This window comes from Shouchella miscanthi (genome assembly GCF_007725405.1).
GTDB lineage: Bacteria > Bacillota > Bacilli > Bacillales > Bacillaceae_D > Shouchella > Shouchella hunanensis.
On the sequence record NZ_CP042163.1, the window covers coordinates 4,157,039 to 4,183,581 of the forward strand.

The 26,543-nt window shown below is 40.2% G+C and carries 29 protein-coding genes; 9 read left to right on the top strand and 20 right to left on the bottom strand.

Going from position 1 to position 26,543, the window contains the following annotated elements; all coding sequences use genetic code 11:
- Positions 1 to 9 precede the first annotated feature (9 nt).
- Genes FPV17_RS21145 through FPV17_RS21155 form a run of 3 tightly spaced genes read left to right on the top strand, consistent with a single transcriptional unit; the run spans position 10 to position 2,277 of the window.
- Positions 10 to 390 (top strand): hypothetical protein, encoded by a 381-nt coding sequence (locus tag FPV17_RS21145; RefSeq protein WP_144560333.1) that lies wholly within the window; start codon positions 10 to 12, stop codon positions 388 to 390.
- The gene (locus tag FPV17_RS21150; RefSeq protein WP_246117089.1) at positions 387 to 1,136 is read left to right on the top strand and encodes a glycosyltransferase family 2 protein; all 750 of its coding nucleotides are present in this window, start codon (positions 387 to 389) and stop codon (positions 1,134 to 1,136) included. Before FPV17_RS21145 ends, FPV17_RS21150 begins: the two co-directional genes overlap by 4 nt.
- Before the next feature lie 40 nt (positions 1,137 to 1,176).
- On the top strand, positions 1,177 to 2,277 hold the full coding sequence (locus FPV17_RS21155) for a glycosyltransferase family 4 protein (protein ID WP_144560335.1): 1,101 nt from the start codon (positions 1,177 to 1,179) through the stop codon (positions 2,275 to 2,277).
- Between the two features lie 306 nt (positions 2,278 to 2,583).
- Here FPV17_RS21155 and FPV17_RS21160 read toward each other — a convergent pair whose 3' ends face one another.
- The 7 genes from FPV17_RS21160 to FPV17_RS21190 all read right to left on the bottom strand — a co-directional run bounded on the left by FPV17_RS21160 (position 2,584) and on the right by FPV17_RS21190 (position 10,016).
- Positions 2,584 to 3,588: a DUF4179 domain-containing protein gene (locus FPV17_RS21160; protein ID WP_144560336.1), complete on the bottom strand. Its 1,005-nt coding sequence runs from the start codon at positions 3,586 to 3,588 to the stop codon at positions 2,584 to 2,586.
- The gene (locus tag FPV17_RS21165; RefSeq protein WP_144560337.1) at positions 3,563 to 4,105 is read right to left on the bottom strand and encodes an RNA polymerase sigma factor; all 543 of its coding nucleotides are present in this window, start codon (positions 4,103 to 4,105) and stop codon (positions 3,563 to 3,565) included. Before FPV17_RS21165 ends, FPV17_RS21160 begins: the two co-directional genes overlap by 26 nt.
- A gap of 108 nt (positions 4,106 to 4,213) precedes the next feature.
- Positions 4,214 to 5,068 (bottom strand): mechanosensitive ion channel family protein, encoded by an 855-nt coding sequence (locus FPV17_RS21170; protein WP_035393406.1) that lies wholly within the window; start codon positions 5,066 to 5,068, stop codon positions 4,214 to 4,216.
- A 28-nt stretch (positions 5,069 to 5,096) separates the two neighbouring features.
- Positions 5,097 to 5,960 carry an STAS domain-containing protein gene (locus FPV17_RS21175; protein WP_060705544.1) on the bottom strand — a complete coding sequence of 288 codons (864 nt, stop codon included), beginning with the start codon at positions 5,958 to 5,960 and terminating at the stop codon, positions 5,097 to 5,099.
- A 167-nt stretch (positions 5,961 to 6,127) separates the two neighbouring features.
- The gene (deoD, locus tag FPV17_RS21180; RefSeq protein ID WP_035393411.1) at positions 6,128 to 6,841 is read right to left on the bottom strand and encodes a purine-nucleoside phosphorylase; all 714 of its coding nucleotides are present in this window, start codon (positions 6,839 to 6,841) and stop codon (positions 6,128 to 6,130) included.
- Between the two features lie 164 nt (positions 6,842 to 7,005).
- Positions 7,006 to 7,989 carry a ring-cleaving dioxygenase gene (locus FPV17_RS21185; RefSeq protein ID WP_035393413.1) on the bottom strand — a complete coding sequence of 328 codons (984 nt, stop codon included), beginning with the start codon at positions 7,987 to 7,989 and terminating at the stop codon, positions 7,006 to 7,008.
- Between the two features lie 182 nt (positions 7,990 to 8,171).
- Positions 8,172 to 10,016, bottom strand: coding sequence for a UbiD family decarboxylase (locus tag FPV17_RS21190; protein ID WP_144560338.1), 1,845 nt, complete (start codon positions 10,014 to 10,016; stop codon positions 8,172 to 8,174).
- 181 nt (positions 10,017 to 10,197) lie between these two features.
- On the opposite strand from FPV17_RS21190, the gene FPV17_RS21195 reads away from it, so the two are divergent.
- The gene (locus FPV17_RS21195; protein ID WP_144560339.1) at positions 10,198 to 10,608 is read left to right on the top strand and encodes a hypothetical protein; all 411 of its coding nucleotides are present in this window, start codon (positions 10,198 to 10,200) and stop codon (positions 10,606 to 10,608) included.
- Between the two features lie 55 nt (positions 10,609 to 10,663).
- On the opposite strand, the gene FPV17_RS21200 is transcribed toward FPV17_RS21195, so the two are convergent.
- From FPV17_RS21200 to FPV17_RS21225, 6 genes are all read right to left on the bottom strand, one after another.
- Complete coding sequence (locus tag FPV17_RS21200) at positions 10,664 to 12,592, bottom strand: FtsX-like permease family protein (protein WP_144560340.1); 1,929 nt, start codon at positions 12,590 to 12,592, stop codon at positions 10,664 to 10,666.
- Positions 12,585 to 13,343 (bottom strand): ABC transporter ATP-binding protein, encoded by a 759-nt coding sequence (locus FPV17_RS21205; protein WP_144560341.1) that lies wholly within the window; start codon positions 13,341 to 13,343, stop codon positions 12,585 to 12,587. The genes FPV17_RS21200 and FPV17_RS21205 overlap by 8 nt, the downstream gene beginning before the upstream one ends.
- 103 nt (positions 13,344 to 13,446) lie before the next feature.
- Entirely contained in the window at positions 13,447 to 14,454 is a 1,008-nt protein-coding gene (locus tag FPV17_RS21210; protein WP_246117090.1) for a sensor histidine kinase, read from the bottom strand.
- Positions 14,451 to 15,140: a response regulator transcription factor gene (locus FPV17_RS21215; RefSeq protein ID WP_035393423.1), complete on the bottom strand. Its 690-nt coding sequence runs from the start codon at positions 15,138 to 15,140 to the stop codon at positions 14,451 to 14,453. Before FPV17_RS21215 ends, FPV17_RS21210 begins: the two co-directional genes overlap by 4 nt.
- Before the next feature lie 126 nt (positions 15,141 to 15,266).
- Positions 15,267 to 15,908: a 3-oxoacid CoA-transferase subunit B gene (locus FPV17_RS21220; protein ID WP_035393426.1), complete on the bottom strand. Its 642-nt coding sequence runs from the start codon at positions 15,906 to 15,908 to the stop codon at positions 15,267 to 15,269.
- A gap of 1 nt (position 15,909) precedes the next feature.
- Positions 15,910 to 16,614, bottom strand: coding sequence for a CoA transferase subunit A (locus tag FPV17_RS21225; protein ID WP_144560560.1), 705 nt, complete (start codon positions 16,612 to 16,614; stop codon positions 15,910 to 15,912).
- A gap of 185 nt (positions 16,615 to 16,799) precedes the next feature.
- Here FPV17_RS21225 and FPV17_RS21230 point away from each other — a divergent pair, with 185 nt between their 5' ends.
- Entirely contained in the window at positions 16,800 to 17,387 is a 588-nt protein-coding gene (locus tag FPV17_RS21230) for a DUF6944 family repetitive protein (protein WP_144560342.1), read from the top strand.
- Here FPV17_RS21230 and FPV17_RS21235 read toward each other — a convergent pair.
- The gene (locus FPV17_RS21235; protein ID WP_144560343.1) at positions 17,384 to 18,376 is read right to left on the bottom strand and encodes a sodium:calcium antiporter; all 993 of its coding nucleotides are present in this window, start codon (positions 18,374 to 18,376) and stop codon (positions 17,384 to 17,386) included. The two genes, FPV17_RS21230 and FPV17_RS21235, sit on opposite strands and share 4 nt — an antisense overlap.
- A gap of 101 nt (positions 18,377 to 18,477) precedes the next feature.
- Between FPV17_RS21235 and FPV17_RS21240 the strand changes: the two genes are divergently transcribed.
- Both FPV17_RS21240 and FPV17_RS21245 read left to right on the top strand, forming a co-directional pair.
- Positions 18,478 to 20,268: a prenyltransferase/squalene oxidase repeat-containing protein gene (locus tag FPV17_RS21240; protein ID WP_144560344.1), complete on the top strand. Its 1,791-nt coding sequence runs from the start codon at positions 18,478 to 18,480 to the stop codon at positions 20,266 to 20,268.
- 96 nt (positions 20,269 to 20,364) lie between these two features.
- Positions 20,365 to 20,646, top strand: coding sequence for a hypothetical protein (locus FPV17_RS21245; RefSeq protein ID WP_144560345.1), 282 nt, complete (start codon positions 20,365 to 20,367; stop codon positions 20,644 to 20,646).
- 82 nt (positions 20,647 to 20,728) lie between these two features.
- Here the strand turns inward: FPV17_RS21245 and modB are convergent, their stop codons facing one another.
- From modB to FPV17_RS22120, 5 genes are all read right to left on the bottom strand, one after another.
- Positions 20,729 to 21,394: a molybdate ABC transporter permease subunit gene (gene modB / locus FPV17_RS21250; protein ID WP_035393433.1), complete on the bottom strand. Its 666-nt coding sequence runs from the start codon at positions 21,392 to 21,394 to the stop codon at positions 20,729 to 20,731.
- Positions 21,395 to 22,138, bottom strand: coding sequence for a molybdate ABC transporter substrate-binding protein (gene modA / locus FPV17_RS21255; RefSeq protein WP_035393435.1), 744 nt, complete (start codon positions 22,136 to 22,138; stop codon positions 21,395 to 21,397).
- Between the two features lie 250 nt (positions 22,139 to 22,388).
- Positions 22,389 to 23,423 carry an aldose epimerase family protein gene (locus FPV17_RS21260; RefSeq protein ID WP_035393438.1) on the bottom strand — a complete coding sequence of 345 codons (1,035 nt, stop codon included), beginning with the start codon at positions 23,421 to 23,423 and terminating at the stop codon, positions 22,389 to 22,391.
- A 21-nt stretch (positions 23,424 to 23,444) separates the two neighbouring features.
- Positions 23,445 to 24,266 carry an SPL family radical SAM protein gene (locus FPV17_RS21265; protein ID WP_144560346.1) on the bottom strand — a complete coding sequence of 274 codons (822 nt, stop codon included), beginning with the start codon at positions 24,264 to 24,266 and terminating at the stop codon, positions 23,445 to 23,447.
- A gap of 70 nt (positions 24,267 to 24,336) precedes the next feature.
- Positions 24,337 to 24,498 carry a hypothetical protein gene (locus FPV17_RS22120; RefSeq protein ID WP_158331941.1) on the bottom strand — a complete coding sequence of 54 codons (162 nt, stop codon included), beginning with the start codon at positions 24,496 to 24,498 and terminating at the stop codon, positions 24,337 to 24,339.
- 150 nt (positions 24,499 to 24,648) lie between these two features.
- On the opposite strand from FPV17_RS22120, the gene FPV17_RS21270 reads away from it, so the two are divergent.
- Positions 24,649 to 24,954 carry an ArsR/SmtB family transcription factor gene (locus tag FPV17_RS21270; protein ID WP_035393441.1) on the top strand — a complete coding sequence of 102 codons (306 nt, stop codon included), beginning with the start codon at positions 24,649 to 24,651 and terminating at the stop codon, positions 24,952 to 24,954.
- A gap of 37 nt (positions 24,955 to 24,991) precedes the next feature.
- Positions 24,992 to 25,879: a cation diffusion facilitator family transporter gene (locus FPV17_RS21275; RefSeq protein WP_144560347.1), complete on the top strand. Its 888-nt coding sequence runs from the start codon at positions 24,992 to 24,994 to the stop codon at positions 25,877 to 25,879.
- Between the two features lie 11 nt (positions 25,880 to 25,890).
- Here FPV17_RS21275 and FPV17_RS21280 read toward each other — a convergent pair whose 3' ends face one another.
- Positions 25,891 to 26,496: a hypothetical protein gene (locus FPV17_RS21280; RefSeq protein ID WP_144560348.1), complete on the bottom strand. Its 606-nt coding sequence runs from the start codon at positions 26,494 to 26,496 to the stop codon at positions 25,891 to 25,893.
- Positions 26,497 to 26,543: the final 47 nt, after the last annotated feature.

The window sequence follows — 26,543 nt, forward strand, 5'->3', positions numbered from 1 at the left end:
ATTTCTGCGATGAGACAAGTGGGATTAAGCGCCCTTGCTTTATTCTTTTTAAGTGGATTCTTTTTCCTCGATAGCAACAATGCTGATCCTTACCGAGAAAAAGAGGAACCTATTAACCAGCAGGTAGTTGAAGAAATTATCCGCTATCATCGTGCAGCTGCATTCGTTATCAATGAAAAGGATACAACGCAGTTCAATCATCACTTCTCACGTGAGTTAACCGAAAAAGAAATGCTTTTATTTCGCTCCATTGATCACTCAATGGAACCAATGATTACAACACAGCTCAGTCACACCGTCACCTTACGTTGGTCTGACATCGATGTCCATTATGAAAACAGATCAAATCGCTGGTATATTACATCCGTTTCGGAGGTGAAGTCAGAGTGAAGGAACCACTCGTATCCATTATTACGCCCGTCTATAACTGTGAGCGTTATTTAGCAGATACCATTGAGTCCATACTAAGCCAAACGTACGAAAATTGGGAATTATTGATTATTAATGATGCTTCTCACGACGGAAGTAGTGAGATAGCCAAACACTATCAATCTAAGGACCATCGGATTCACCTTTTTCACTTGTCCAGTAATAGCGGCGCGGCTGTCGCTCGTAATCTAGGCTTAACACGTGCTACAGGCAAATATGTCGCATTCCTTGATGGAGATGACCTGTGGAAACCGCAAAAATTAGCTCGTCAAGTACACTTTATGGAAAAAAACAACTACCTTTTTACGTTTACAAGCTATCGAATTATGCGCGAAGATGGCCGGGAGCGACATAAGGTTGTACCTGCTCCTAAACAAGTATCGTATGACAAACTGCTATCAAACACGATTATCGGTTGTTTAACTGTCATGATTAATCAAGAAGCGTTAGGCAAGCTACAAATGCCAACCATTCGAACAAGACAAGACCTTATGTTATGGCTAGCTATCTTAAAAAATGGCCATATCGCCTATGGTATGAACGAAGAACTTGCAGCCTATCGTAAAGTTGGCGGATCCATTTCAAGTAATAAGTGGAAAGCGGCTAAACAAAACTGGCACATATACCGCAAGCATGAGGCACTGCCACTACTTAAATGCTGTTTTATTTTTTGCAGCTATGCGTGGAACGGTGTAAAGAAACTATAACCATTCATAACACTAGACGTAGCACAGTGAGGAGAACAACATGGACTCGTTCATTATTGCATCCCTAATTAGCTTTATCTCCACTATTCTTGTCACACCGTTCATGATTCGTATTGCCCACAGGTTCGGTTTTGTCGATAAACCGAACGAACGAAAAGTACATCGAACTGCCATGCCACGTATCGGTGGTGTTGCTTTTATCATTGGTACGCTTGCTGGCATGCTCTTTTTAACGGATCTTTTTGAAGCCGACGTTCGCACAACATTCTTTATTCTACTTGGCTCTGTTCCGTTACTAATCATCGGCTTACTAGACGATCGTTTTATTCTAAAAGCAAGGTATAAACTAGTAGCACAATTACTAACTGCACTAATCGTTGTTAGCTCTGGTTTAACCATTGAATTTATATCCATTCCATTTGGTGACCGGCTAGACTTTGGTATTCTTAGCACCGTCATCACGGTTTTTTGGCTCGTAGCCATTATGAATTCGATTAACTTGATTGATGGACTTGATGGGCTAGCAGCTGGTGTAAGTATTATTGCCTTAGCAACAATGCTTGTTTTAGCGACAGGCAATCCTGCTGCATATGGGTTAGTCTTCGCATTTGGTGTACCCTTAATCGGTAGCGTCAGTGGTTTTCTCTTCTACAACTTTCATCCTGCAAAACTATTTATGGGGGATACTGGCTCTTTGTTTCTCGGCTATATGATTGCCGTTCTATCAATTGTCGGGTTGTTTAAAAGCGTGACGATGATTAGTTTGATCATCCCACTCCTCATTCTTGGTGTTCCTATTATGGATACGTTCTTTGCGATTATACGCAGGAAGCTCAATCATCAAAACATCGGTTCTCCTGACAAAGGCCATCTCCACCATTGCCTATTAAAAAAAGGATACGGCCATCGGCAAGTCGTTTTAACCATTTATGGAGTTAGCATCCTCTTTGCTTGTGCGGCACTCTTAATGTCCATGTCTAATTTATGGCTTTCCCTTCTACTCCTATTGATCGTCACTGTGCTGATCCAGCTTTTCGCAGAAATCATTGGCTTAATTGGGGAGAAACGCCAACCATTATTAAACTTAATAAGGCGGCGATTCAAACGAAAACACCCAAAAATGGTCATGCGAAGTAAGTGAAGCGGGTGGATCAATTAGAGCCAACCCTTTTCTAAAAAGGGTTGGTTTTGTGATACGATAACTATGAATGAAAAGCTGGACAAATTGTTCAAGTTATGAGGTTTATCGATTTGCTTGTCACCGAGCATGCCACTATAAAGAAAAATAAGGTTAATCCACTATACTTCACGAGCTTGGATGAATTACAACAGAAAAATGAAGTATCCTCCATTATGTTATGGAACAACTCACGAATCGATTGAATTGCTGCTATTGATGATACAATGTTACAAGAGGTAAAAAAGCAGTCTATAGTAGACTGCTTTTTTACCTCTCTTTCTCCATCTCTACCTCTTCAATCAATCCATTTGGACCGAAGAATTCTACAATGAATGTTGTGCCTTCTGCGAAAGACGATAACGGAAAATTCCCTCGATATTGAACGTTATTTCCTTCTGTTGTTATCGAGTAAGTAGCGTCCGTAATGGTTTGTCCATCTGGGATACGAACATGCACTTCAGGAACATCCCACTCATTTTCTCCTAATTGTTGCTGAACGTCTGGTTTAAACACAAACGCTAAATCTAAGTTTGTAGCCGATACCTCTGTGGTCACGAATTCAACGTTAGCAGGCTTTTCTACAGGTCGATATTCAACAAGTAGCTCTCTTTCTGTGTTCTCAAGATTAAATAACCATTCACCATCAATCTTCTTTACTTCATTTCCTTGGAATAGATTAATCGACTCCACCGACAATAGAGCATTTTCGAGTTGCGGAAACGGACGGTCAGTTCGATTCTCAAAAAGGTATTCAATTTCTGCTAGTCCATATTTAGTTAACAGCTTACTACTTGTATACCCACTGCTTACATAACCAGCTTCTGTTCCACGTAATGGTTTAGTGTCCGGTATTTGTTCAACCACGTACTCATCGTCTCCATTTTTGATGCGAAAATCGATACTGACATCTGTTACATCTTCTAGTACTGTCTTATCATCAAATTGAATAGTGAAATGAGTCCCCATTTTACGCTCATCAATAAAATGATGGGCTAATGTAAGGGTGACGTCTTCATCACGTGCCATACTCTCCTCTGCAGTACCGTATCCATTTGCTACTGCCTTTTCTACCCCTGGGTCATTGCTATAAAATAGATCTTTAATGGAGGCCTGCACATCTTCATTTGTCGCCATACCAATTACAAACAGACCAACGGCTGTAAGAGACACCTGTTTCCAAACACGAAAACGTCTTTTTTTCTTCCCACGTACTTGAATTTCACGATAGGCTTGGTTCAACGACTCACTAACAATTTTCGGTAACTGCTCCATGATTCTGCACTCCCATCCCTATTTCATAATAATGCTTCTTTAATTCGGCTCTTCCTCTCGATAAATGAGATTTAATAGTTCCTTCTGATTGGTTTAATAGCTGGCTAATTTCTTTTGTCGTATAGCCAGCTGCATAATACAAGGTAAAGATGTTGCGCTGTTCTTCTCTAAGACTGTTCACTGCATCTTTAAATTCAATGTCCGAATACTGATTTTTAGCCGGCTTCATGAGATAGTCATTTAAATCAACTGCCGCTTGGGTCTGTTTTTTCTTCGTTAAACTAGCACATTTGTTTAGTAATATTCGAAAAAGCCATGTATGAAAATACTCGCTTTTTTTTAATTTATGTAGCTTCTCAAACGCAGTCATCATCGTATCTTGCAACACATCAGCTATATCTTCATCCTCTTTTACAATACGTTTTGCTGTTTTATACAGCACCTCTTCATATTGTTTAACGAGAGTGACAAACGCTTCTCCATCTCCTTTTTTTGCTCTTTTCACCAACTTCTCCATACAATCCCCCTTGCTTGCTTTTATCTTACACTTATTAGACCATGTAAGAGATCAAAAGGTTGCAAAAAAAAAATCCTTGCAGCTTCACACTGCAAGGATTGAACTCATTTATGCTTCTTTTTGGTGTACCGTCACTTGTTGGTATGGAACATCAATTCCTTTTTCAGCAAAGGAATCTAAAATGACACGGCGAATTTCTCGCTCTACGCCCCACTGCATGACCGGCTTACATAACGCAATCACGCGAATAACAGCGCCAGATTCACTTATTTCCTGTATACCTAGCATATCCGGCTTCTCGATCATGTTTTCGTTTCTATCATAAACAACAAAGCTAGCGTCCATGATCAGTTGCTGTAACTTCTCAAGGTCATGTCCATACGAAACACGCATATCTACTACGGCATATGAATTTTCTTTTGAATAGTTTTTCAGATCCTCAATATGACCATTTGGGATAATGTTGACTTCACCTGTCCAGTCTTGAATCTTGGTGACTCTAAGCCCAAAATCAATGACTGTTCCTGTGTATTGACCGGTTGTAATGTAATCACCAACGGAAAATTGGTCTTCATATAAAATAAAGAATCCTGTAATTACATCTCGGACCACGTTCTGTGCACCAAAACCAATTGCTAGACCTAGTACACCTGCCCCCACGAGGACGGATGCAAGGTTAAACCCTAATTCATCTAGTACCAGTAAAATAGCAATAAAATAAACAACATTGGCTACAACACTATGTAGCAATGACGTTAAGGTTTTACTTCGTTGTTCTGATACATTGACATACTTTCCTTCACGCTTTTGTAAAATCTGGGTAATGACTCGCTTTAATACCCCTAATAGAATTCGCGCCAGTACTAGAATAACAATGACTTTTACAAGGGTACTTACAACAGCAAGCCAAAACTCCGTATCCGATAAGAGCGCATACGTGGAGTTCCATAAATCATCAAACATAGAAACCTCCTAGAATAAATAGCATCACTTATTCTTTATCCGCACTTACATCTTTTAAAACATAGCCTATTTTCATTAAAGCTGCTTCAATGGTTTTGACATAAGCGACATCAAGCTTTACAAGTTGATCGCGAATTGTATTTTCATGAGCAAGCTGGACGGGAACTCCGGATAACATGACTTTTACACCCATTAGTCTTAATGCAGAAATTAATGAATGAAGCAGTACGGCAAAATTTGTATCGCTATACTTTATTTGAGATAAATCAATAATAAAATGGTTAATACGGTGATCTAATGCATAGTTTAATGTGTCTTCTAAAATTTTCTTCCCACGGCTTTTATTAATATTACCTTGCAAAGCCAAAATTGCTAAGCCTGAGCGAATCGGTATAATTGGCACACTTAACAGTTCGATATCCGCAAAGGTTTCATCAAGCTCAATAATATAAGACAAGACTTCCGCTATTGTTTTCAAGAACTCTACATCTTCTTCACTAAAGTGTTTTTCCGCATGGTCCATGACGCATAAAGTACCGAAAATATCCCCGTTCATGCTTTTTAACTTTACACCCATAAAGCCTCGAACATGCCACTCTCTTGAGGCCACTTGATCTTGCGTTTTCGGATTTGTCATTAAGTTCTCAACGGTGGTATACTCTTGATCGCTTTCAAATACTTGCTTACAGCTTGATTCATAATAATCAATCTCTACATCTTTAGAAAGGATCGTCTCCTTCTCATTAAATGCGTTGACGATCTTAATTTGTTCATCTTCTTTTCTAGCGATATAAGCAGTGTTTACACCTAATTTATTTGAAACAAGCTTGAACAGCTTGTTTGAGACTTCTATTACGGAATCGTAGTTTGAATGGTACTTCGTTTCGTCCATATATTCTGCTCCTTTTATTACCTAAGCGTGGATGTCTGTTTTTAAGCGCTCTTCCTCCATACCCATTTATACATAAATAAAACCTCTTTTTGCTTTTTTTAAGTACATACTACATTTTTTTAGGTAAACAAAAAAGGTTTGGCACCAGCCAAACCTTTCACAAAGTATTATTCACCTAGCTCAAGTGCAATCTCCATCATTTTTGTAAATGATGTTTGACGCTCTTCCGCTGTTGTTTCTTCTTGCTTATAAATATGATCGCTTACTGTTAAAATGCATAAGGCGTTCACACCAGCTTCTGCTGCATTCATGTATAATGCCGCTGCTTCCATTTCAATACCAAGGATTCCCATTTTACGCCATTTATCATTTGCTTCTTTATCGGCACTGTAGAACGTATCACTCGAAAGAATATTTCCAACGTGTACCGGATATCCTTTCTCATCAGCAATATGCTTTGCTTTTTCAAGTAAAGAGTAAGAAGCAACTGGTGCATAATGACCTGGAATATGGTACTGGCTTACGTAGCTCGAATTCGATGAAGCACCCATTCCAATGATAATATCGTATAAATCTAAATTGTCCTGTAAAGCACCACAAGAGCCGATACGAATTAAGTTTTTAACACCGTATATATGAATCAATTCCCAAGAATAAATACCCATTGATGGCATACCCATTCCCGTTCCCATTACAGAGATTTTTTTACCTTTGTATGTGCCTGTGAAGCCAAGCATATTACGAACACTATTAAATTGTACAACGTCTTCTAAAAATGTTTCTGCGATAAACTTTGCTCTTAATGGATCACCTGGAAGAAGAACCGTTTCTGCAATCTCACCTGTTGGGTTAATATGAGCGGTTTGTTTTACTTCTGACATATCCTAACAACTCCTTGTTTGTTTCACTTATTATGTGAAAAAATACAATTTCCATTACTATGCTTACTACATCATCATAGACAAACTCCGGCTAAATCGCAAAGATTTCTGTGCTAATCAAGCAAAAAACTCCCCTTCACGTGACAAAGGGGAGCACAACTGCTTTATTCGTATTCTTTTTCAAATGTTTTCGTACTTCTTGTTGTATCAATTGGACGAACCGCGCTTTCAATTTGTTCACGCTGTGGCTCAAGAAATGGCGGAAGTGAAAGCTTCTCACCAAGAGTCTCGTAAGGCTCGTCACCCATAAACCCAGGTCCATCTGTTGCAAACTCAAACAAGATTTGCGGCGAGACTCTTGCATAAAGAGATTCGAAAAAGTGACGATTCACATAGCCAGATGTTTGGAAGCCAAGTGACTCTAAATGCTTCGTCCACTCATCGAGAACAGCACGATCTTCTACTCTAAACGCGGCATGGTGCACGGTTCCAAAGCCTTGTTGAGCACGTGGTAAGATCGCGTTATGCTCTACTACAATTTGTGCACCATTTCCACCTTCCCCTACTTCGTATAGATAGCGAGAACCTTCATGGGCAATTTCTTTAAACTGCAAAGCATGTTCTAATACTTGTTTAAAGAAATCCACATTCGCAACTCTTACATAAATAGGACCAAGACCGGTAATGGCATATTCTAGTGGAATAGGACCGTCTTGCCACGGAATGCCAGACTCTACACCTTGATTAGTTTCATCAGAAACGAGCTGATACTGTTGATCATCGAAGTCTACAAAAGACAGTGTTTTTTTACCAAACTCCTCTTTAACACCTGTATGTTTCACATTTAAGCGGTTAAACCGTTTTTCCCAGTATTCAATCGCTTCATCGGTTGGTACGCGGAAAGCCGTTTTAAAAATCTCATCTGTTCCGTGTGACCCTTTTTGGATTCCTGGGAAGTCAAAGAACGTCATGTCCGTTCCAGCATTCCCTTTATCGTCCGCAAAGAACAGATGATACGTCTGAATATCATCTTGGTTAACTGTTTTTTTCACCAGTCTCATCCCAAGGGTATACGTAAAAAATTCATAGTTTTTTTCCGCGCTGCTTGTAATGGCTGTTACGTGATGAATACCTTTTAATTGATTCATGCTAGGACCTCCTCGGTATCTAACTTTCCTTTTATCTCTAATTCAATTATAACTAATTCGAGATAAATGTCAACAATGAGACGTTTCATGAGGAAACAAAATTGAAAAAACGCGCTCTGACAGTCGTTTTCGTACTAAACGGTACATCCTCGACGTCATGCGCGTTCGTTTTTCCCTTTATATCATTGTTGTCTGTCTTCTTCTGTTCTTGAGAGCACGCTGTTTTTTTGAAAAAAACGGTCTACTCGTCTCTCTACCTCTTCGTCTTCTACAAGTGGTGGTGCATGGTGTGGTTTAAGTCGCGCATCAATAATGACGGCATCACACCCCCAATGTTTATGCTTCATAAAAGCATTAACGCCGTGAATATCGTGAGAAGGGTTGCTTCTTGTAAACGTCGCCCAAAGGAAATTCTCAAGTGAGTCACTTAAAAACTCACTGTCATCACATAGAACGATAAGAGGACACCGCTCCATATTCACCTCTTCTAACCTTTTTGTAAACTGGTTCATTTCCGCCTCTATGACCTCATAGTCTGTAAATCCTTTTTCAAGCTGAACAGCCACCACTCCTGGCATAACCAGGCTAGCACCTTCAATTCCGCTTACTTGTTTCATTCCGTTAGGCACTTGCTTACAGAGCTCACGCTTTTTATCTCCATAAGCTGCAAACGTTACCTTACTGCCTCGATTTAATCCTGTTCCGCTGTAATCTAACGTATCCATTGTTGCGTTCGCTTGGAAATGGAGATCCCGTCTTAAATCAATTCGCTCTAAAATATGTTGAATGAATGCTGCTTCGTCATGAATATCAATCGATTCTTCTTCTTCAGCTGTTAAGAATAAATATTTCGCTAAGCTTAGCTGACCAAAACCTAAGATGCGATTGGCAATCGTCAATAACTCTGTTGGCTGATTCACTTTCTCAAACGGCGTGTATCGTTCACTCCCAATGGCGAATAGAAGCGGGTGAACACCAGCAGCATCTACAGCGTGCACAGCCTTAACACCTGGTAGTTCTTGCGTTACTGCATCTCCTGTAATCTCATGAATCAAAGCGCCAAAACTTGTATCTTCTTGCGGCGGTCGACCAACCACCGTAAATGGGTAGATAGCCCCTTTTCTTCCGTACACTTTATGAACTTTTAAAACCGGGAACTCATGAGTTAAACTGTAATAGCCTAAATGATCACCAAAAGGTCCCTCTGGCTTTGTATCATCTGGATAGATGTCTCCTGTAATGACGAAATCAGCATCATGGCTAATACAGTAACCATCTTCATAGCCATAGCGAAAACGACGATTCGCAAGTAAGCCAGCAAATAACATCTCACTTAACCCTTCCGGCAGAGGCATAACAGCGGCTAATGTGTGTGCCGGAGGACCTCCAATAAAAATACTGACTTTTAACGGTTCATCGCGTTTAACGGCTTTTGTTTGATGAACACCGATACCGCGCTGAATTTGATAATGTAAGCCAACCTCTTTCCCAACTTGATAATCATTTCCATCAAGCTGAACACGATACATGCCTACATTAGCCGACATGATGCCTTTCTTGTCAGGGTCTTCTGAATAGACTTGTGGGAGCGTAACAAACGCCCCCCCATCATCTGGCCATGATTGAATAAAGGGAATGTCGGTTAGTTCGATTTCTTCTAACTTAGAGCCATTCAAGCCTGATTTTCGCATCGGCAATGCCGTTAACGCTGAGACACCATTTCCAATATGGCGAAACGGACTCTTAATAGCTTTCATTGGATCATCACGAAGGGCGATAATGTCTTGCACTTTGTCCCAATTATGGCGAAACATGAATTTGCTTCGTTCAATGGAACCAAATAAGTTCGCAACAGCCGGATAACGTGACCCTTTTACGTTTTCAAATAGTATTGCTGGTGCCCCTTCTTTATAGGCTCTTCGTTGAATGGAAGCCATCTCTAGATAAGGATCTACCTCTTCTTTAATACGGACAAGATGACCGTGCTTTTCCAGATCAAGCACACATTCCTCTAGACTTTGATACATGTACTTACCTCCTACAAACATTCTTCTACTTTCTATTATGCTTGCAGGATGAAAAAAGAGTCAATTCTCACTACTAGGAAAGACGCTTCTAAGAAAAAATAAATCGCTAAAAGATAAATATTTATTGATAATCAATATATATTAGTGGATAATAGAAAAAAATCAGAGATGGGGTTATTTCATGAGAACAAGATTAACTGGGCTATATACCTCCGTTTTTATCTTTATCTTATCCGGTTGTTTTAACGAAACGGTTGAAGAGGAAGGTCTTGCAATGATCACTGTCACAAACATGGCATCATTTCCTGTTTATGGTTTTGAAATAGCCTATGAAAATGGGTATTCAGGTATGGCTTATGCAGATGGTTCACGATTAGAAGAAGGTGATTCTTTAGACTTTACGTTTACAAAAGGAGATGGTTATCACGAAGACGGCTTAGGGGACGTCACCTTTTTCGTCAAAATAGATAGTGAAGAAAATGCTTATCCTATTAAAGGCACCTTTCCGTTAGAAGCCTATGAGGATCAGTGCTATACCTTTACTTTAACCGGGGATAAAATAGAAAATGCACAAATGTATTTAGAACGTTAAGAAGCTTGTCAAAAGCCTCCAGGTAGGAGACTGATGAACAAGCTACTAACACTCATTATAAGGATTCACGGATAATTTTCTTAGAGTGGCTGACTGATAGAATGCCAAATACTGAGTACAGTGCTGTGTAAAGGGTCATCACAATAAGCATTGGGATGTGCATCTCATTCCCAAAAATAAACCAGCCAGAGCGAACTGCAAAGTAACTATGCAGTAAACCAATCAACAATGGAATGCCGAAATTGTAAAGCTGACGAACTTTAATCCCTTTAAGCAAGTCTTGATTCGTAAATCCTAACTTTCGAAGGATCGTATAGTCAGGGCGATCCGCTTCACTCTCATCCATTTGTTTGATGTAAAGAATACAACCTGACGTGAAAAGAAACGCGAATCCAAGAAAGCCTACAATAAACATGACTAAGCCCATTTGTTGCTTTTGTTCCTGTTCACTGGCAAGTTGGCCGATTGCCAACTCACGAAAGCTTTCGTTATGATCCATAAACCATTCGTTGGCTGCTTCTAATTCCGCAGCATCTTCTATATTAATAGCAAACTCCATTCGTATGTCTTCAACGCTAGTAAGCTCTTGATAGACCTCATCGGCTACAATTAAAGTAGGCAAACCACCAACAGATAGAATATAGTTCACGACAGGCTCTTCTTTCTTGCCAATAAATTCAAGGTTATAGTGATCGTCTCCATTAAAAATGGTGATGTCCCCAGAATCCCCGAACTGCATGAAAATTTCCAGCATAGGAGCCATTGGTGTTAAAAAGACATCCCCCGCTTGGACAGTCACTCCGTCCACATCTTCATCGCTGACTACAGGTAAAGACATTTCTCGTGGATTAATGTAAAGATCATCACTCTCATATTCTAATAAATTCTCCACATCGACATTTAATGCCTTCACTTCTATATCGTGAAGTGAATACGTTAGGCCTTCTTCATCAAGAAACGTGATCATCTCATTTCGATCCTGTTCTTCTAAGAAGCCAAAATCATTTGGCGCATTAAACAAGGCATTTTGATTCGCTGAGTAATAGGAAATGTAGCTTAATGACAATAAACCAATGGCTAATGCCGAAACGGTTGTAATAATTGTTAACAGCAAAGCACTTGATTTCATTCGAAACATAATAGACGAAAGGGATAGAACTTTCACAACGGACATATATCCTGCTTGCTTCTTCCGTACGATCTTGGCCAGTAACGACACTGACCCTCTATAGGACAAGTACGTTCCTAAAATAACTGAACCTAATGTGTAGCCCATGCCAAGAAAGAGAATACTCGGCGATCCAGCAAAGGTGTCACTTAACAAGATGGTTGATACATAATAGCCGCTACCGATTAATGCGATTCCAACTATTCCAGTAATAATTTCCCATACACTTAGCTTTTTAACAACAATCTCTGTACGCTTACGAAAATGGAACAGTTGAAGAACCGTATGTCGCTTTAGGAATAAAGCATTCGCTACTACGACAATAAGATAAATTCCTAGAAAAACGAGTAACGTTTGTAACAACGCTGTACTTGAAAAATAAAGAGAAACGATTTCTTCTACACCGATAATGTTTAATAAAATCATTGTGACGAGCTTTGCTAAAAGAAACCCTGCAATGATACCAATCATAAGGGAAATGAGGTATAAATACATAATCTCAATACTAATCAACTGAAATACGCGTCTTTTTGTCATACCAATTAATTGAAGCAATCCAAGCTCCTGACTTCTACGCTTAATCATCAGATTATTGGCGTACAGCAGGAAAAAAGCCAGAATGAAAAATAGTAAAACCGATGCCGTTCCAATACCAGCAGAACCACGTGTTGACTCTTCCACCGCCTCCATTGCAGGTGCATAACGCAATGTAACAAACGCAAAATACAACGCTACACTAAAGCTAATGGAAAAAAAGTAAATCCCATACGTACGCGCATGCTTTTTTAAATTTTTTAGAGCTAATGTGTTACTCATCGTGAACGCCACCTAAAACAGCTTGCGTTTGGATAATATCTTTAAAAAACGCCTGCCTTGACTGCCCGCCTCGTGTCAGCCTTGTATAAATTTGACCATCTTTAATAAAAACAACGCTACTGCCATAGCTTGCTGCAGTCGGATCATGGGTCACCATCATAATCGTAGCATGTCGTTTCTCATTCAGTTCGCTTAATGTTCCTAGTAAACCTGAGGCTGCTTTCGAATCAAGCGCTCCTGTTGGTTCATCAGCAAAAATAATACTCGGCTCGTGAATGAATGCTCTTGCAGCAGAAGTTCGTTGCTTTTGTCCGCCAGACAATTCGTTCGGGTATTTGTCGGCTAACTCTTCAATTCCGAGTTGTGTTGCAATGGTTTCAAACCTTGCCGTTGCTTCTTTTTTACTGATTTTCTGAACCGTTAAAGGGAGCAAAATGTTTTCTTTAACGGTTAATGAATCAAGTAAGTTATATTCCTGAAAAATAAATCCTAATTCTTTTTTTCTAAACTCCGCCAGGTGCTTTTCTTTTAAGTGGGTTAGCTCCATACCGTTAACTAAGATCGACCCTCCGCTTGCTTGATCAATCGTAGACAGAACGTTTAATAACGTCGTTTTTCCAGAACCGGAGGCACCCATAATGGAGACAAATTCACCTTGTTTAATTTTTAAATCAATGTTTTTTAATACTTCTTGCTTATTCCATTTGCTTCCATAGTTTTTTGTTAATTTGCTTGCCTGTAAAATGTCCATCGTAACACTCCTTCTTTCTCTACTTGTACCTTCAGTATAGGAGCTTTCTCTTTAAGATTCCTGCGAATGAGCGAACAATATACAAAAGCATGTGACAGTTTTGTCACATGCTGGTCAATTCAATGAAAGAATTTCTACGTGGGAATAGCAGCTGAGCTGTTGTTCCTTTATTTAAAGTAGACTGGATGCTAAGTCTAATTGATAAGCCATCCGCTACTTTTCGCGCTAAATAAAGACCCATTCCCGTAGCGGATTGTTCATTGTGGAGAGTTGTGGACGTAAAGCCTTTTTCAAAGATGCGAGGCAAATCGTGGTCAGCAATTCCTTTGCCTTCATCAATAATTTCAAGCACGGTCTGCTCATTTTTAACATAAGACCGAATATGAATATCTCCACCGTTAGTATACTTTATCGCATTTGACAACAACTGCCTAACGAGAAAGGATAGCCACTTGCCATCGCTATGAACCATTAATTCATGCAGTTCAAGCTCAATGCCAATGCCTTTTTGCATACACCAATTCTGGAAGGTTCGAATCTCTTCATATAGTAGCCGTTCTAACTCGATTTTTTCCATATACAAATCATTTTCGATAAATTCCATTCGTTTTTGGTACAACTGTTGATCCAGTAACAAATGTATGCGGAGCCACTCGTTTTGCAACGCGGCCTTTGTTCCCTTGTCATCAAGCCGATCAATGACTAAACTCATTGTTGTTAAAGGGGTTTTCACTTCATGGATCCATGCCATCATTTCATCTTTATCATGATCGACTTGTCGACGGTGTGCAATATACTTTTGTGAAAGATGACTACGCTGTTCTTCAAGTGCCGTTTCGACTACTTCTTCAAAAGGGGTTTGTCCGTCAGGTAAGTCTGACAGTTGTTCATACTGATTGTACTGCTCCAGCTGCTTATAAAATCGTGTCTCTTTATAATAGCGGTAAATAAGAAATCCACTAAAAAGAATAGCCGTCAGTAACAAAGGATAGCCTACTTGCTCCAAAGACAGGCTTTGATCGAGATAAGCGACAAACAGAATTAATCCGTGTACAAATAAAATAAAGCTAATCCACGCGACTCGTTCTTTAAGAAAACGTCTTATCATCATGCGCCCTCATCAACAGCCATATAGCCTTGCCCAACCTTTGTTTCAATAAAGGTTCCTAGACCAATTACTTCTAATTGTTTTCGCAAGCGATTAACATTAACCGTTAGTGTATTATCACTTATAAATCGTTTATCGTCCCATAACTCTTTAATTAATTCATCTCGACTAACAATGTGATTTCTCTTACTGAGCAAAATTTTCAAAATGAACATTTCGTTTTTCGTTAATTCTACTTTCGTATCGTTGGACGTTACAGTATTGTTTTCAACATTAATGATTGCGCCTTGCCACGTCAGCGTTGTTCTCTGTTCTTCATGATTATAATTATAAACACGACGTAATGTAGCTTGAACTTTCGCAATAAGGACATCAAAGTGAAATGGCTTTTGAATATAGTCGTCTGCCCCTAACTGCATGGACATGACGTGATCAGTTGGATGCTCACGAGACGATAAGAACAAAATGGGGACAGTAGACTGGGCTCGAATCATTCGACACCAGTGAAAGCCATCATACTTTGGCAGTTGGATATCGATCAAGATCAGATCTGGTTTAACGCGAATAAACGTCTCCATCACCTCTTCCCAGTTTTCAACGCCATAGACATGAAAATCCCACTGTTGCAACTGCTGTTTAATTTCTTCAAAAAGTGCTCGATCATCTTCAATTAACAAGATTTTAGACATCTCTTCACGACCTTTTACTTGCCTAACGTATTGTTTCTTTAGCTTAATCTGATTCAAGGACAATTGCAAACAAGGTACAAAAAAGATCTATCAACATGTTATTGATAGATCCTAATCTATAAGAACCTACACACCAATTCCTACTTGAAATTCAGCTTCAGTTGCTCGTTTCACTTCATCAAGTGTGACACCTGGTTGCAGTTCTAACAACGTCATTGCATTAGCTTTAAACTCAAACACGGCTAAATCGGTAATTAATAAATCAACAACACATTTACCTGTTAACGGTAAAGTACATCCTTTCTTCACCTTTGATTCACCATATTTGTTGGTATGATCCATAATGACAACGGTTTTTTTAGCCCCTTGAACAAGGTCCATCGCTCCGCCCATTCCCTTGACCATTTTTCCTGGGATCATCCAATTTGCTAAATCTCCTGTTTCTGAAACTTCCATTCCACCTAGTATGGCTAAATCAATATGCCCGCCTCGTATCATCGCAAACGACTCCGCACTATCAAAATACGAGGCACCTTTTTTTGCTGTAACCGTTTCTTTCCCGGCATTAATTAAGTCAGGATCTACTTCCTCTTCTGTAGGATAACGGCCAATACCGAGTAGTCCGTTTTCTGACTGAAGCATGACGCTGACTTCATCAGGAATGTAATTTGCAATTAAGGTAGGCATACCAATCCCTAAATTCACACACATTCCATCTTGCACTTCCTTTACCGCACGATCAATAATTCGTTTTCTTGATTCGTTCATTTCATGCCCCCTCCTCAACTAGTACAGTCCGGCGCTCAATTCGTTTTTCATATTCATGACCGACAAACACGTGCTGAACATACACACCTGGTAAATGAATATCATCTGGCTCTAGCTCTCCTATTTCAACAAGTTCCTCCACTTCCACAATCGTCACTTTTCCAGCAGTTGCCACTAAAGGATTAAAGTTTCGTGACGTTTTTCTGAACACAAGATTACCGAAGCGATCCGCCTTCCATGCCTTTACTAATGCCACATCACCTACAATGCCTCGCTCCATAATATAACGCTTGCCTTCAAACACTTTTTCTTCCTTCCCTTCAGCAACTGGCGTATCTACTCCCGTCGCCGTATAAAAAGCCGGAATACCAGCACCACCAGCACGAAGCCGTTCTGCTAATGTACCTTGAGGAACGAGTTCAACCTCAAGTTCTTGACTAAGAAACTGTTGCTCGAATTGTTTGTTTTCACCTACGTAGGAAGAAACCATCTTTTTTATTTGCTTATCTTCTAGTAGTATTCCTAAACCAAACTCATCAACGCCACAATTGTTACTTACAACCGTTAATCCTTTAACCCCTTTTGCTTTTACTGCTGCAATTAAATGTTCCGGAATACCACATAAACCAAATCCACCTACAACAAGTGTTTGCTCGTCCTTAATCTGACTCATTACTTCGTCTAAAGAACCTATGACTTTATCCATCATGCAACCTCCTTCAACTTAAGACAACCTATAAAAGCGCTTTCATGTTTATTCTACCAGTATCACACGTTCTTTTCCAATTACGTTATGGAGTATTCATCAATAACTGATCACAAAAACTAGGCGTACCCCTTCTCCGCTTCTGAATAAACTAGTTATTAGCCTAGCAAAAAGGGGGTATCAAGATGTCAACCGAAGTGAAGGTACTTTTTGGAGCATGGTCGCAAGCAATTGGTACAGTCATTGCGGCAATTGCTGATACCCCCAATAAAGCACTTACGCCTAAACAAATAAACGATCTTGGCCTTTATGGCAATGCACTCCAAGCTACAGGAAATGGCCTTCTTGCAGATACAAATGCGTTTGGTTCACTTAATCAAGTTGGAAATGCGGTACAAGCAACCGGGAACACCATCATTGTAGGTGCTCTTGCCTTCCCATTGGAAGAAAATCTAGAACAAAATTTAATTATAAAAGGAAATTTGATTCAAGCTGTTGGTGGCTCTGTTTCCTTTAATGAAGACTTAAAAGAAGAGGTCAGCATCGCTGCACTATATGCTGTCAGTGGCGATTTTCTACAAGTAGTTGGAAACGGTATTCAAGCCTATGCAGCGATAGCTGACTTTATTGTTGATGATGACGAAGAATTCGTTAATGCTGTAGGTAGCTGGATTCAAGCAACTGGTGCTGTCTTAGCTGCGTTAAGCGTTTCAAAATCATACACTTCTGTTACTGAAGAGCCAAGCGATGATTCACTCATAAGCAAGGGTTAACCATATACGTAAAGTAAAACAATGGATGTGACATAACCCACAGCGACTATCGTTGACGGTAGCCAAAACAATCGACCAAGCTTTTCATTTTTCCATATACCGTAGAGCACAACAATTGTTAATAACAGTAAAGCAACCATTGTAATCCAATTACTTAAGCTAGCATCGCGAATTAATACACCATCTCGATAAAAGAGATCTGCTAAAGCAAGTAAATTTAAATTGAACATATTACTACCTACAATCAAGCCAACAGCAGCACTGAATTGATTTCGTTTAACAGCTAAATAGACAATAGAGACTTCTGGCAAAGACGTAGCACCTGCAATGAGAATCGAGCCTACAAAGGATTGCCCTAATCCACTTTGAACGGCAATCTCATCGCCTAGAATCGTTAAGTAGGAACCCGCTGCCAAAATAATTAACGCTACAATCACAAAGCGAATGATGGCCCCTTTCAATGACATTGATACTTTTTTCGCTGCAGGGGGTTCATCTGGCAATAGATCTTTTTTATTCAAATAATACAAACCACCAAAATATAAAAGGACAATCAGCAAGACATCCACGCCCATGCCAAAAACAGATAAGGATGACCGTGCAATTAGAGAAATGGCAATGATCATCGTTAATAAAAGCCCCAATGCTCCAGGCATCGCGTTTTTCGGCGCTAAATGGGTATACATTCGTTTACGACGAAACCATAGATCTCCAAAAGCAAGGACCGTCAAATTAAACAAGTTGCTCCCAATCACATTTCCTACTGCTAAATCGGGACTATTAATGACACCCGCAGTAATATTTGTTGTTACTTCTGGTAAAGAAGTAGCACCTGCAATTAAGACGGCTCCAGTGAAAAAACCAGTCATGCCCGTACGTAATTGAATGGTGTCTGCATATGTAGATAACTTTATTGCTGCAAAAACGGTCACTGCTGCGAGAAGAATAAATAAGATATAGAGCATCACATCGTTAACTCCTTTTTTCACTCCACCTGGGTAGAGCACCTTTCAGACTTTTGTCTTCTTACATAGGATGCACAAGAAGCCGTTTTTTACGCTTTAATTGCTACAAGTTTGGAGGTACTTTTATGAACCTGATTAGTCGATTGACTCAGAAGCAATCGTTACTAACCGAGCAGCTGATTCGTTATCAGCAAGAGGACGGCTCATTTCGACTATGCTTTGAATCAGGTACGATGACCGATGCGTATATGCTTTTACTCTTGTCACATTTTAACCAGGAGTACACCTTACAAAAGAAAATAGCTCATCGCCTCTTACGTACACAGTCCGAACATGGCTATTGGAAACTTCACGAAGACGACTTAGGTCACCTTTCGTCTACAATAGAAGCCTACACCGCTCTATATGTTTCAGGATTTGCGAAGAAAAGCGACTCTTCTATGAAAGCAGCTGAATCATTTATAGTAAAAAAAGGCGGTGTAGAAAATGCACACATTGCCACAAAGACGTTATTGGCCTTGCATCACTTATACCCTTGGCCAACGCTTTTTCCGCTACCGCTTTTTTTAGTCCAGCTACCAAAATGGGTACCATTCAGTTTCTATCGGTATAGTGCCTATGTTAAAACCCATTTTGCAGCGCTACTCATTTTAGGCCATACCCGTTTCCATGTAAAAAGAAAACACAACCGGCACATTCAGCATCTTTATATAAGTTCTAAGCATCTCCAGTTGCGCAAACGGAAACGATTACTCTTGTCATCCTATACGAAAGCAGCCTTTCAGAAAGCGGAAAGCTATATTTTACGTCATATTGAACAAGATGGAACGCTTCACAGCTATTCTAGTGCGACTTTTCTAATGATGTATGCGCTATTCGCACTAGGCTATAAAAAGCAGTCTCCTATCATGGAACAAGCTTTAGAGGGATTGAAGGCTCACCTTTATACGGAAGGAGAAGAGGGTCACATCCAAAATTCTCCCTCAGCCATCTGGGATACCGCGTTAATTGCAACAGCTATTCAGCAGGCAAACACGGATGATAAGGAAACGCTCCTACGTTCATCCATTCACTACATTTTATCCAATCAGCAAAGAAATGGCGGTTGGGGTTTTTCGACAAGCAATTCAACCAATCCTGATGTAGATGACACACACGCATGCTTACGCTTCCTATCACCGCATCTCCATTTACCTGAAACGAAGCGTGCTTGGCGAGATGGGTTTTCTTGGCTATTAAGCCGACAAAATCGTGATGGGGGCTGGGCTGCGTTTGAAAAAGATAGCTGGGCCGCTTTGTGTTTGCCTCTTGAAAATGGAGCAGATACCATTATGGATCCATCTTCTCCTGATTTAACTGGCCGAACGCTGGAATGCCTTGGAAACTACGGTCATTTATCAGCTAAACATCCTTCTGTTGAAAGGGCTATTATGTGGCTTGAGAAAAATCAGCAAAAGGAAGGAAATTGGCAAGGAAGATGGGGTGTCTCCTATATTTATGGAACGTGGGCTGCCGTTACAGGGATGCGTGCTGTCGGTGTACCGATTGATCATGAAAGCTTACAGCATGCTCGACGTTGGTTGGAGTCCGTTCAACTACTAGATGGTGGTTGGGGCGAGTCATGCAAAAGTGATGTGGAGCAGCGCTTTATCCCTCTACAGTTTTCCACAATCGTTCATACAGCTTGGGCGTTAGATGCGTTAATTTCACTATACGATCGACCAACAAAACAAATGGACGATGCGCTTACACTCTTAATGGACTGGGTTATGACTTCTTCTATCCGCTCGACTTACCCGACTGGAGGAGGGCTTCCTGGTCAATTTTATATTCATTACCATAGCTATCCGCTTCTCTGGCCTCTTGTCACACTTAACAACTACAAGCAAAAATATATGAAAACAAAGGCGGAATAAGCAAGAAATTAGCCCTGTCCAAAGACTCCTTTTAAACATAAAGTAAAGGAACACACACGTGTTAAACCGACTGATTGATATATGAAAGGAGTTCCCATGAGCACAATTGATCCTCAATTAATGCATGCGTTTCGCTCTAAAATGAAAAACCCGCGACATTTCCACAATGTGTGCAAAATCTTATGTCGTCAACGGCGTGGAGATTTAAAACAGTACGGTCGTTGTTGTTCGATGATTGATGAGTTATCTCATTGCTTAGGTGTACCTATTTCGAGAGAGCAACGAGACCGACATGCAAAATGGCTGATGAATTGTAATGTCGATCCTAAAAACCGTCAACATCGCCATGATATGTGGGGCCTAGTTACAGGTCGTTAACCGCAAAACAAAAAAAGCGTTTAGGCAAAGAAAGCAATACATTCTTACGAATATTGCTATACTTCCTTAACGCTTTTTTATTCTAGTTAGACTGTTTTAACCGCTGCACAGTTGCTAAAAGAAGGAACGAGAATAAGACGATGGAGGCTACCCAATAGATTGCCATTAACGTATTCCCGGTTTCAACTGCTAAATAAATACTAATTGGAATCGTCTGTGTCACCCCAACAATGCTTCCTGCGAACATAAGCGTAGCACCAAATTCACCAAGAGCGCGTGCAAACCCAAGGGTAAAACCTGAAACAAGGGATCGCCATGCTAAAGGCAGGCTTACATAGCGGAAAACCGCCCATTCACTCGCACCCATTTGCCTCGCTGCATCTTCAAGTTCGTCGTCAACCGATTCAAATCCATTCATTAATACTTGATAAATTAATGGAAACGCCACTACAGTCGCTGCAATAACCGCAGCAACTAGTGTAAACACAATTGGCTGATTAAACAATTGTTCATACCACTGTCCGATAAGACTGCGTCGACCAAAGAGCACAAGCAAACCAAACCCAATAACAGTCGGAGGCAGGACAAGCGGTAACATGAGAGCCGTTTCAAGCATGATCTTTCCTTTGAAAGCTCGTTTCTTTAACAGCCAGCTAGCCAGGAGAGCCAATATGAACGCCAGTACACTCGCTATACCTACAACCTGTAAAGAAACAAAAATAGGTGTCCAAAATCGAGGGTCCATCATTTATTCACCTTTCTGAAACCCATACGATTCAAACGTGGCCATCGCCTCGTCCTGTTGGAGCCACTCATAGAGATTAGCCGCACTGTTATTCGTCGTTAACAATCCAATTGGGTAATGGATAGAATCATGGCTATTTGCAGGTGCTTCCGCTACTATGGTTACTGCATCTCCTGCCACACGTGCGTCGGTTTCATACACAATCCCTACATCGGCATTCCCTGTCTGAACATATGTAAGAACTTGGCGTACATCTTTTCCAACAATAAGCTTATCCTCTATATCAGCGAAAATCCCCATAGATTCAAGGGCTTGTTTCCCGTATCGACCAGCAGGAACGGTCTCTGTCTCGCCGATCGCGAGCCCTTGATACGGAGCCGTAGTAAGGTCTGCCCAACTCGTCAATGTTGAGGCGATTTCTGGTGTTGCAATTAATACAAGCGTATTCTCTATTAAGTTAGTAGAGCTTTTTATCCCCTCTGCTTCTACCACTTCTTCCATATCCGCAATCGAAGCAGATAGAAACAAATCGGCTGGTGCGCCTTGAATAATTTGTTGACGTAGTTGACCAGAAGAGCCATAATTCACGGTTATGTCTACATCATGATCTTGTTCATAAATTTCAATTAATTCATCTATAGCATCATTCAAGCTAGCTGCGGCCATGATCATCACTTCCTCTGTTTCATTAGATGAGCAACCCACTAAGCCAACTCCTATAAACGTGACAAGTAGCCTTTTCTTCAAAAAAACCCCTCACATCTGTCTCTTTTTCCGTAGTATAAGGTATATCTATTTCTATGTAAATCTATCAAGTCTCCACATATCAGCATTATCCGTGAATAAGTCTATAGAGCGAAAGAACAACTATCTTTACATCACATTCATTAAGAAGTAACTCACTTAAGTGTAGCTAGCCTCGTGAAGGAAAACCATGCCGATCTTTGAGTTGGCATTGAAAAAGCCGCACACCCAACAGGTACGACTTTTTATCCCCTTATTCAGCCGAAAATCGGTAAACGGTTTCATGTTTATAAACATCTTCCGGTTTCAGCCAAATAGATGGTAATCCTTTATGTTGGAGAGCGGCCGGGTGTCCCTGCGTTTCTAAACATAAGCCAGCGTGCTTTTCTATCTTTTTGCCTTCTTTTAGAAGCAACTCGTCCTCCAAACTATTTCCTGTGTAAAACACAACACCTGGCTGTGTCGTTCTCATCACAAGCTTACGCCCAGACTCTTCATCATAAATAACAGCTTTGACCTCTTTGGTATGATCCAACAAAAAATAATGATCATATCCATTCTTTGCTACCTGCAGCTGATGGTGTGTTAAATGAATTCGTTCACCAAGTCTTTTTTCTGATCTAAAGTCAAACGGTGTATGAGTAGTTGAGCGAATAAATCCAGTTGGAGCAAGGGTTTCATCTAGTTCCAAGTAGCTATCACTTTCCAGCATAATCACGTGATTTAATACCGACCTTTTCACCCCACCTGTAAGATTAAAATACGTATGATTCGTGAGTGTAACAGGCATCATTTCATCTACCGTTGCATGATAATCAATAATCCATTCATTTTCATTTGTAACGATGTATGTAATCGTCGTTGTGAGCTTTCCAGGATAATGATCCATTTCCATTTCTTCCGCTGTTAGAATGGCACCAACCCGATCTTCATGCTGAAAAAGAGTCACGCTAAACAGCTGTTGATGCAAGCCATTCCCTCCACCATGCAGATGATGATGACCATCATTTGCTGATAGCGTATGTTTTTTTCCGTTTTTTATAAAACAAGCATCCTTTATCCGACCTGCAACTGGCCCAATTAACGCGCCGAAATACGGCTTATTTTCTTTATAATGAGAAAGATCTGCATAAGAAAGGACGACATTTTCATGTACACCTCTCTTATCTGGGACGATTAAATCCGTCACGATCCCTCCAAAGTTAAGAAATTTTAAACACATGCCGTGATCATTTTCAAGAATCGTTTCTGTCCATCCGTTACTTGTTTGCTGGTTTATTGCTTTCATGAAAAACCACTCCTTCAACCTTTAAGGTAGAAATCCCTCTTTACTGATGAAAAGTTGATTCTCTGAAAAATACTTAAGAAAACGACGTTTCACCTTCCATATGGCATCTCTCTCATACCATTTCTCTAGCCCTAGTTCAGTATAAAGTGAAGCCATTTTAAGCTTTTCTGTACGCTTGCCTCCTGAACCATCACCCATAAAAAAATCATCTATACAGACACGGTCCACTACATCTGCCAACATTTCAGGAAACGCTTTTGAACTCGGCAGTAGGGGCGCTACTGTCGCTTGAATTGGAATTCCGTTCTCTTTGAGACACTGTAACGCTTTTACTCTTCCTTGGATCGGAGGTGCCTGAGGTGCAAACTGTTTTCGAATAGCATCTGAATCCGTTTCAATGGTCATACTTACACGCACGCGATTACCTAGACGTTTCAATAGGTCCATGTCCCTTGTCACAAGGGCGCCTCTTGTTTGAATGAATAAAAAATCTGGTTGTTCCCTTACCATGGCTTCAAGCAAGGATCGAGTGACCCGCTCTCGATGTTCAATTGGCTGATAAGGATCTGTGCTTGAAGACATAAAGATTGTCACTGGCCCATGGTTCTTTGCACGACGTATTTCTTTTTCTAGAAGCGAAGCTATGTCTCTTTTAATAGTAACCCAATTTCCCCATTCTTCCTCTTGAAACAGTTGAACGGGCATTTGCCTGACATAGCAATACGAACAAGCAAAGGAACATCCAACGTATGGATTTAAGGTGTGAGAATAGCCAGCCAAAAAACCACTCGCTTTAGTTAAAATTCGTTTCGGTTGCGATTCCCTAATAGAAAGACCTTTCATCTTACTCACCCCTAACCACTCGCTCCCCATAAAAAGAAAACGATTACATAATTCTCTTCTCTTACACTTTTCACATTCGCTTGCGATTCCAATCAACAAGTAGCCCTAGCACTAGTCCTAAACTAATATACAGAACATAGGAGTTTGTAAATAAGCCAAACGAAAACCCTACTGTAAGGCCTATTATGGTCGCGCTACCTAACCTTAGCGACTTGCGTTTTCTGCCATTCATTCGTTCTTCCCCTTACCGTTTTTGTTACAAGTAGTCTACCATGCGTCGTGTAAACAGAAAAGCGATCACACTCTTCTTCGAATTAGTTGAAAACAAATCATTATAATGCTAATATGAGCATATAATCATATATTGAAATGAGGGAATGCAATGTCAACATCCTATAATGATCTTGATCAAGAAACACTGTTCATTGTTTCTCAAAGCTTTAAAGCCTTAAGCGATCCAACCCGGATTCGAATTCTTCATTTACTGGCAAACAAAGAATGCTCAGTAGGCGAAATTGTTGAACACCTTGAACTAGGGCAGTCTACTGTTTCTCATCAACTACGATTTTTGAAAAATTTAAGACTTGTTAAATCAAGACGTGCTGGAACAACGATTTATTATTCACCTCAAGATGAACACGTACTCGACATTTTAGAGAAAACCATTGAACACGCCACACACGATTAAACAAATTGAATCCTATTAAATGATAAGGAGGGATACAATGGGTCACCATCACCATGGACATAGTCACCACCATTCTACTGGTCAAGCAAATAAACGAAACTTACTCTTTGCCATGCTCATTATTGGTAGCTGGATGTTTATCCAGTTCATTGGCGGTTTGTGGACAGGGAGCCTCGCTCTTTTAGCTGACGCCGTTCACATGTTTAATGATTTTGCTAATCTATTTATTAGCTTTCTTGCTATTACACTTGCAGCAAAAGCGGCAACAAAGACAAGAACGTTTGGGAACCATCGCTATGAAGTACTTTCCTCGTTATTAAACAGTGTCATGTTGCTAGTCATTGCGTTTTTTATTGTTCGTGAAGCGATTGGACGATTCATTGAACCTGAAGAAGTCATGGGCAGTGGCATGATTGTATTAGCGTTTATTGGATTGCTTGCCAACCTTGGAGCCATGTATGTACTTATGCGTGGCGATGTAAAAAATAACTTGAATATGCGCGGCGCTTATTTACATGTTTTGAGCGATACATTAGGTTCTGTTGCCGCTGTACTCGCAGGCGTCATTATTTTAACAACTGGTTGGTATCTAGCCGATCCTATTTTAAGCATCGTCATTGCCTTAATGATTGCTTTATCGGCAATACGGCTTCTTAAAGACACCTTGCACGTGCTTATGGAAGGTACCCCTAAGTATATTGATATTGACGAAGTAAACGCTAAAATACTTGCAATTGATGGCGTTAAACGTGTTCATGATCTCCACGTTTGGACCATTACTTCTGGGATGGATCGCTTAAGTGCTCATGTCGTCATTGACGCTGACAAGAAAATTGACGCACAAGACGTACTTATGCGCGCAAACGATTATTTTCAACATACACTTCATATCGAAAACACGACGATCCAAATTGAACGAGAATAAGAAAGGAACAGCTAAACGCTGTTCCTTTCTGGCTGTACCTTTACATTGAGCAGAGGATTTGGTTCGTACCTTGACGCAAGGGAATGAATGAAGAGTTGAATTTCATTAAATAGCTTCTCTTCAATTTGATTTCGTTTTTTCTTCGCTTCTTCATCAGGCAAGAAGTGATGCGTGTTTGATGCTTGACACCATAAAGGCAGTAGCCGAAACACCGTAGCAGCTTCATGATAAAAATCAGCTTCGTAATGAGTAAATGGGATATCCATATTTATTCCGTCTGACCGTTTGACCATCCACTGTCCATTTACAAAAAGCAGCTCCTCATTCTCTAGCTCAAAGACGATTCGAATGGCTTTTTGTCCTAAATGAAAGGTCGTTTTCGTACCCATTAAATTATAAGTCTTTTTTATGTCATCGACTGCCTCGCCTGCTTGCCTTAACTCTTTTTCTATCGCTTTACACATCGCGATTAGTAAATCTTTATATTCATCATTCTCTGTTAGCTTTTTTTCAATTTGTTTGATCTTTCTCATCTTCATAAGCCGGGGATGTATAAATGCATTGTAAACAAGTAAGAATAGCAACACAATTCCACTAATCCATATAAGCTCCGTCATGTTTAAACAGCTCCTGAACAGCAAAGTCTATCTTTCTATTATAAGAC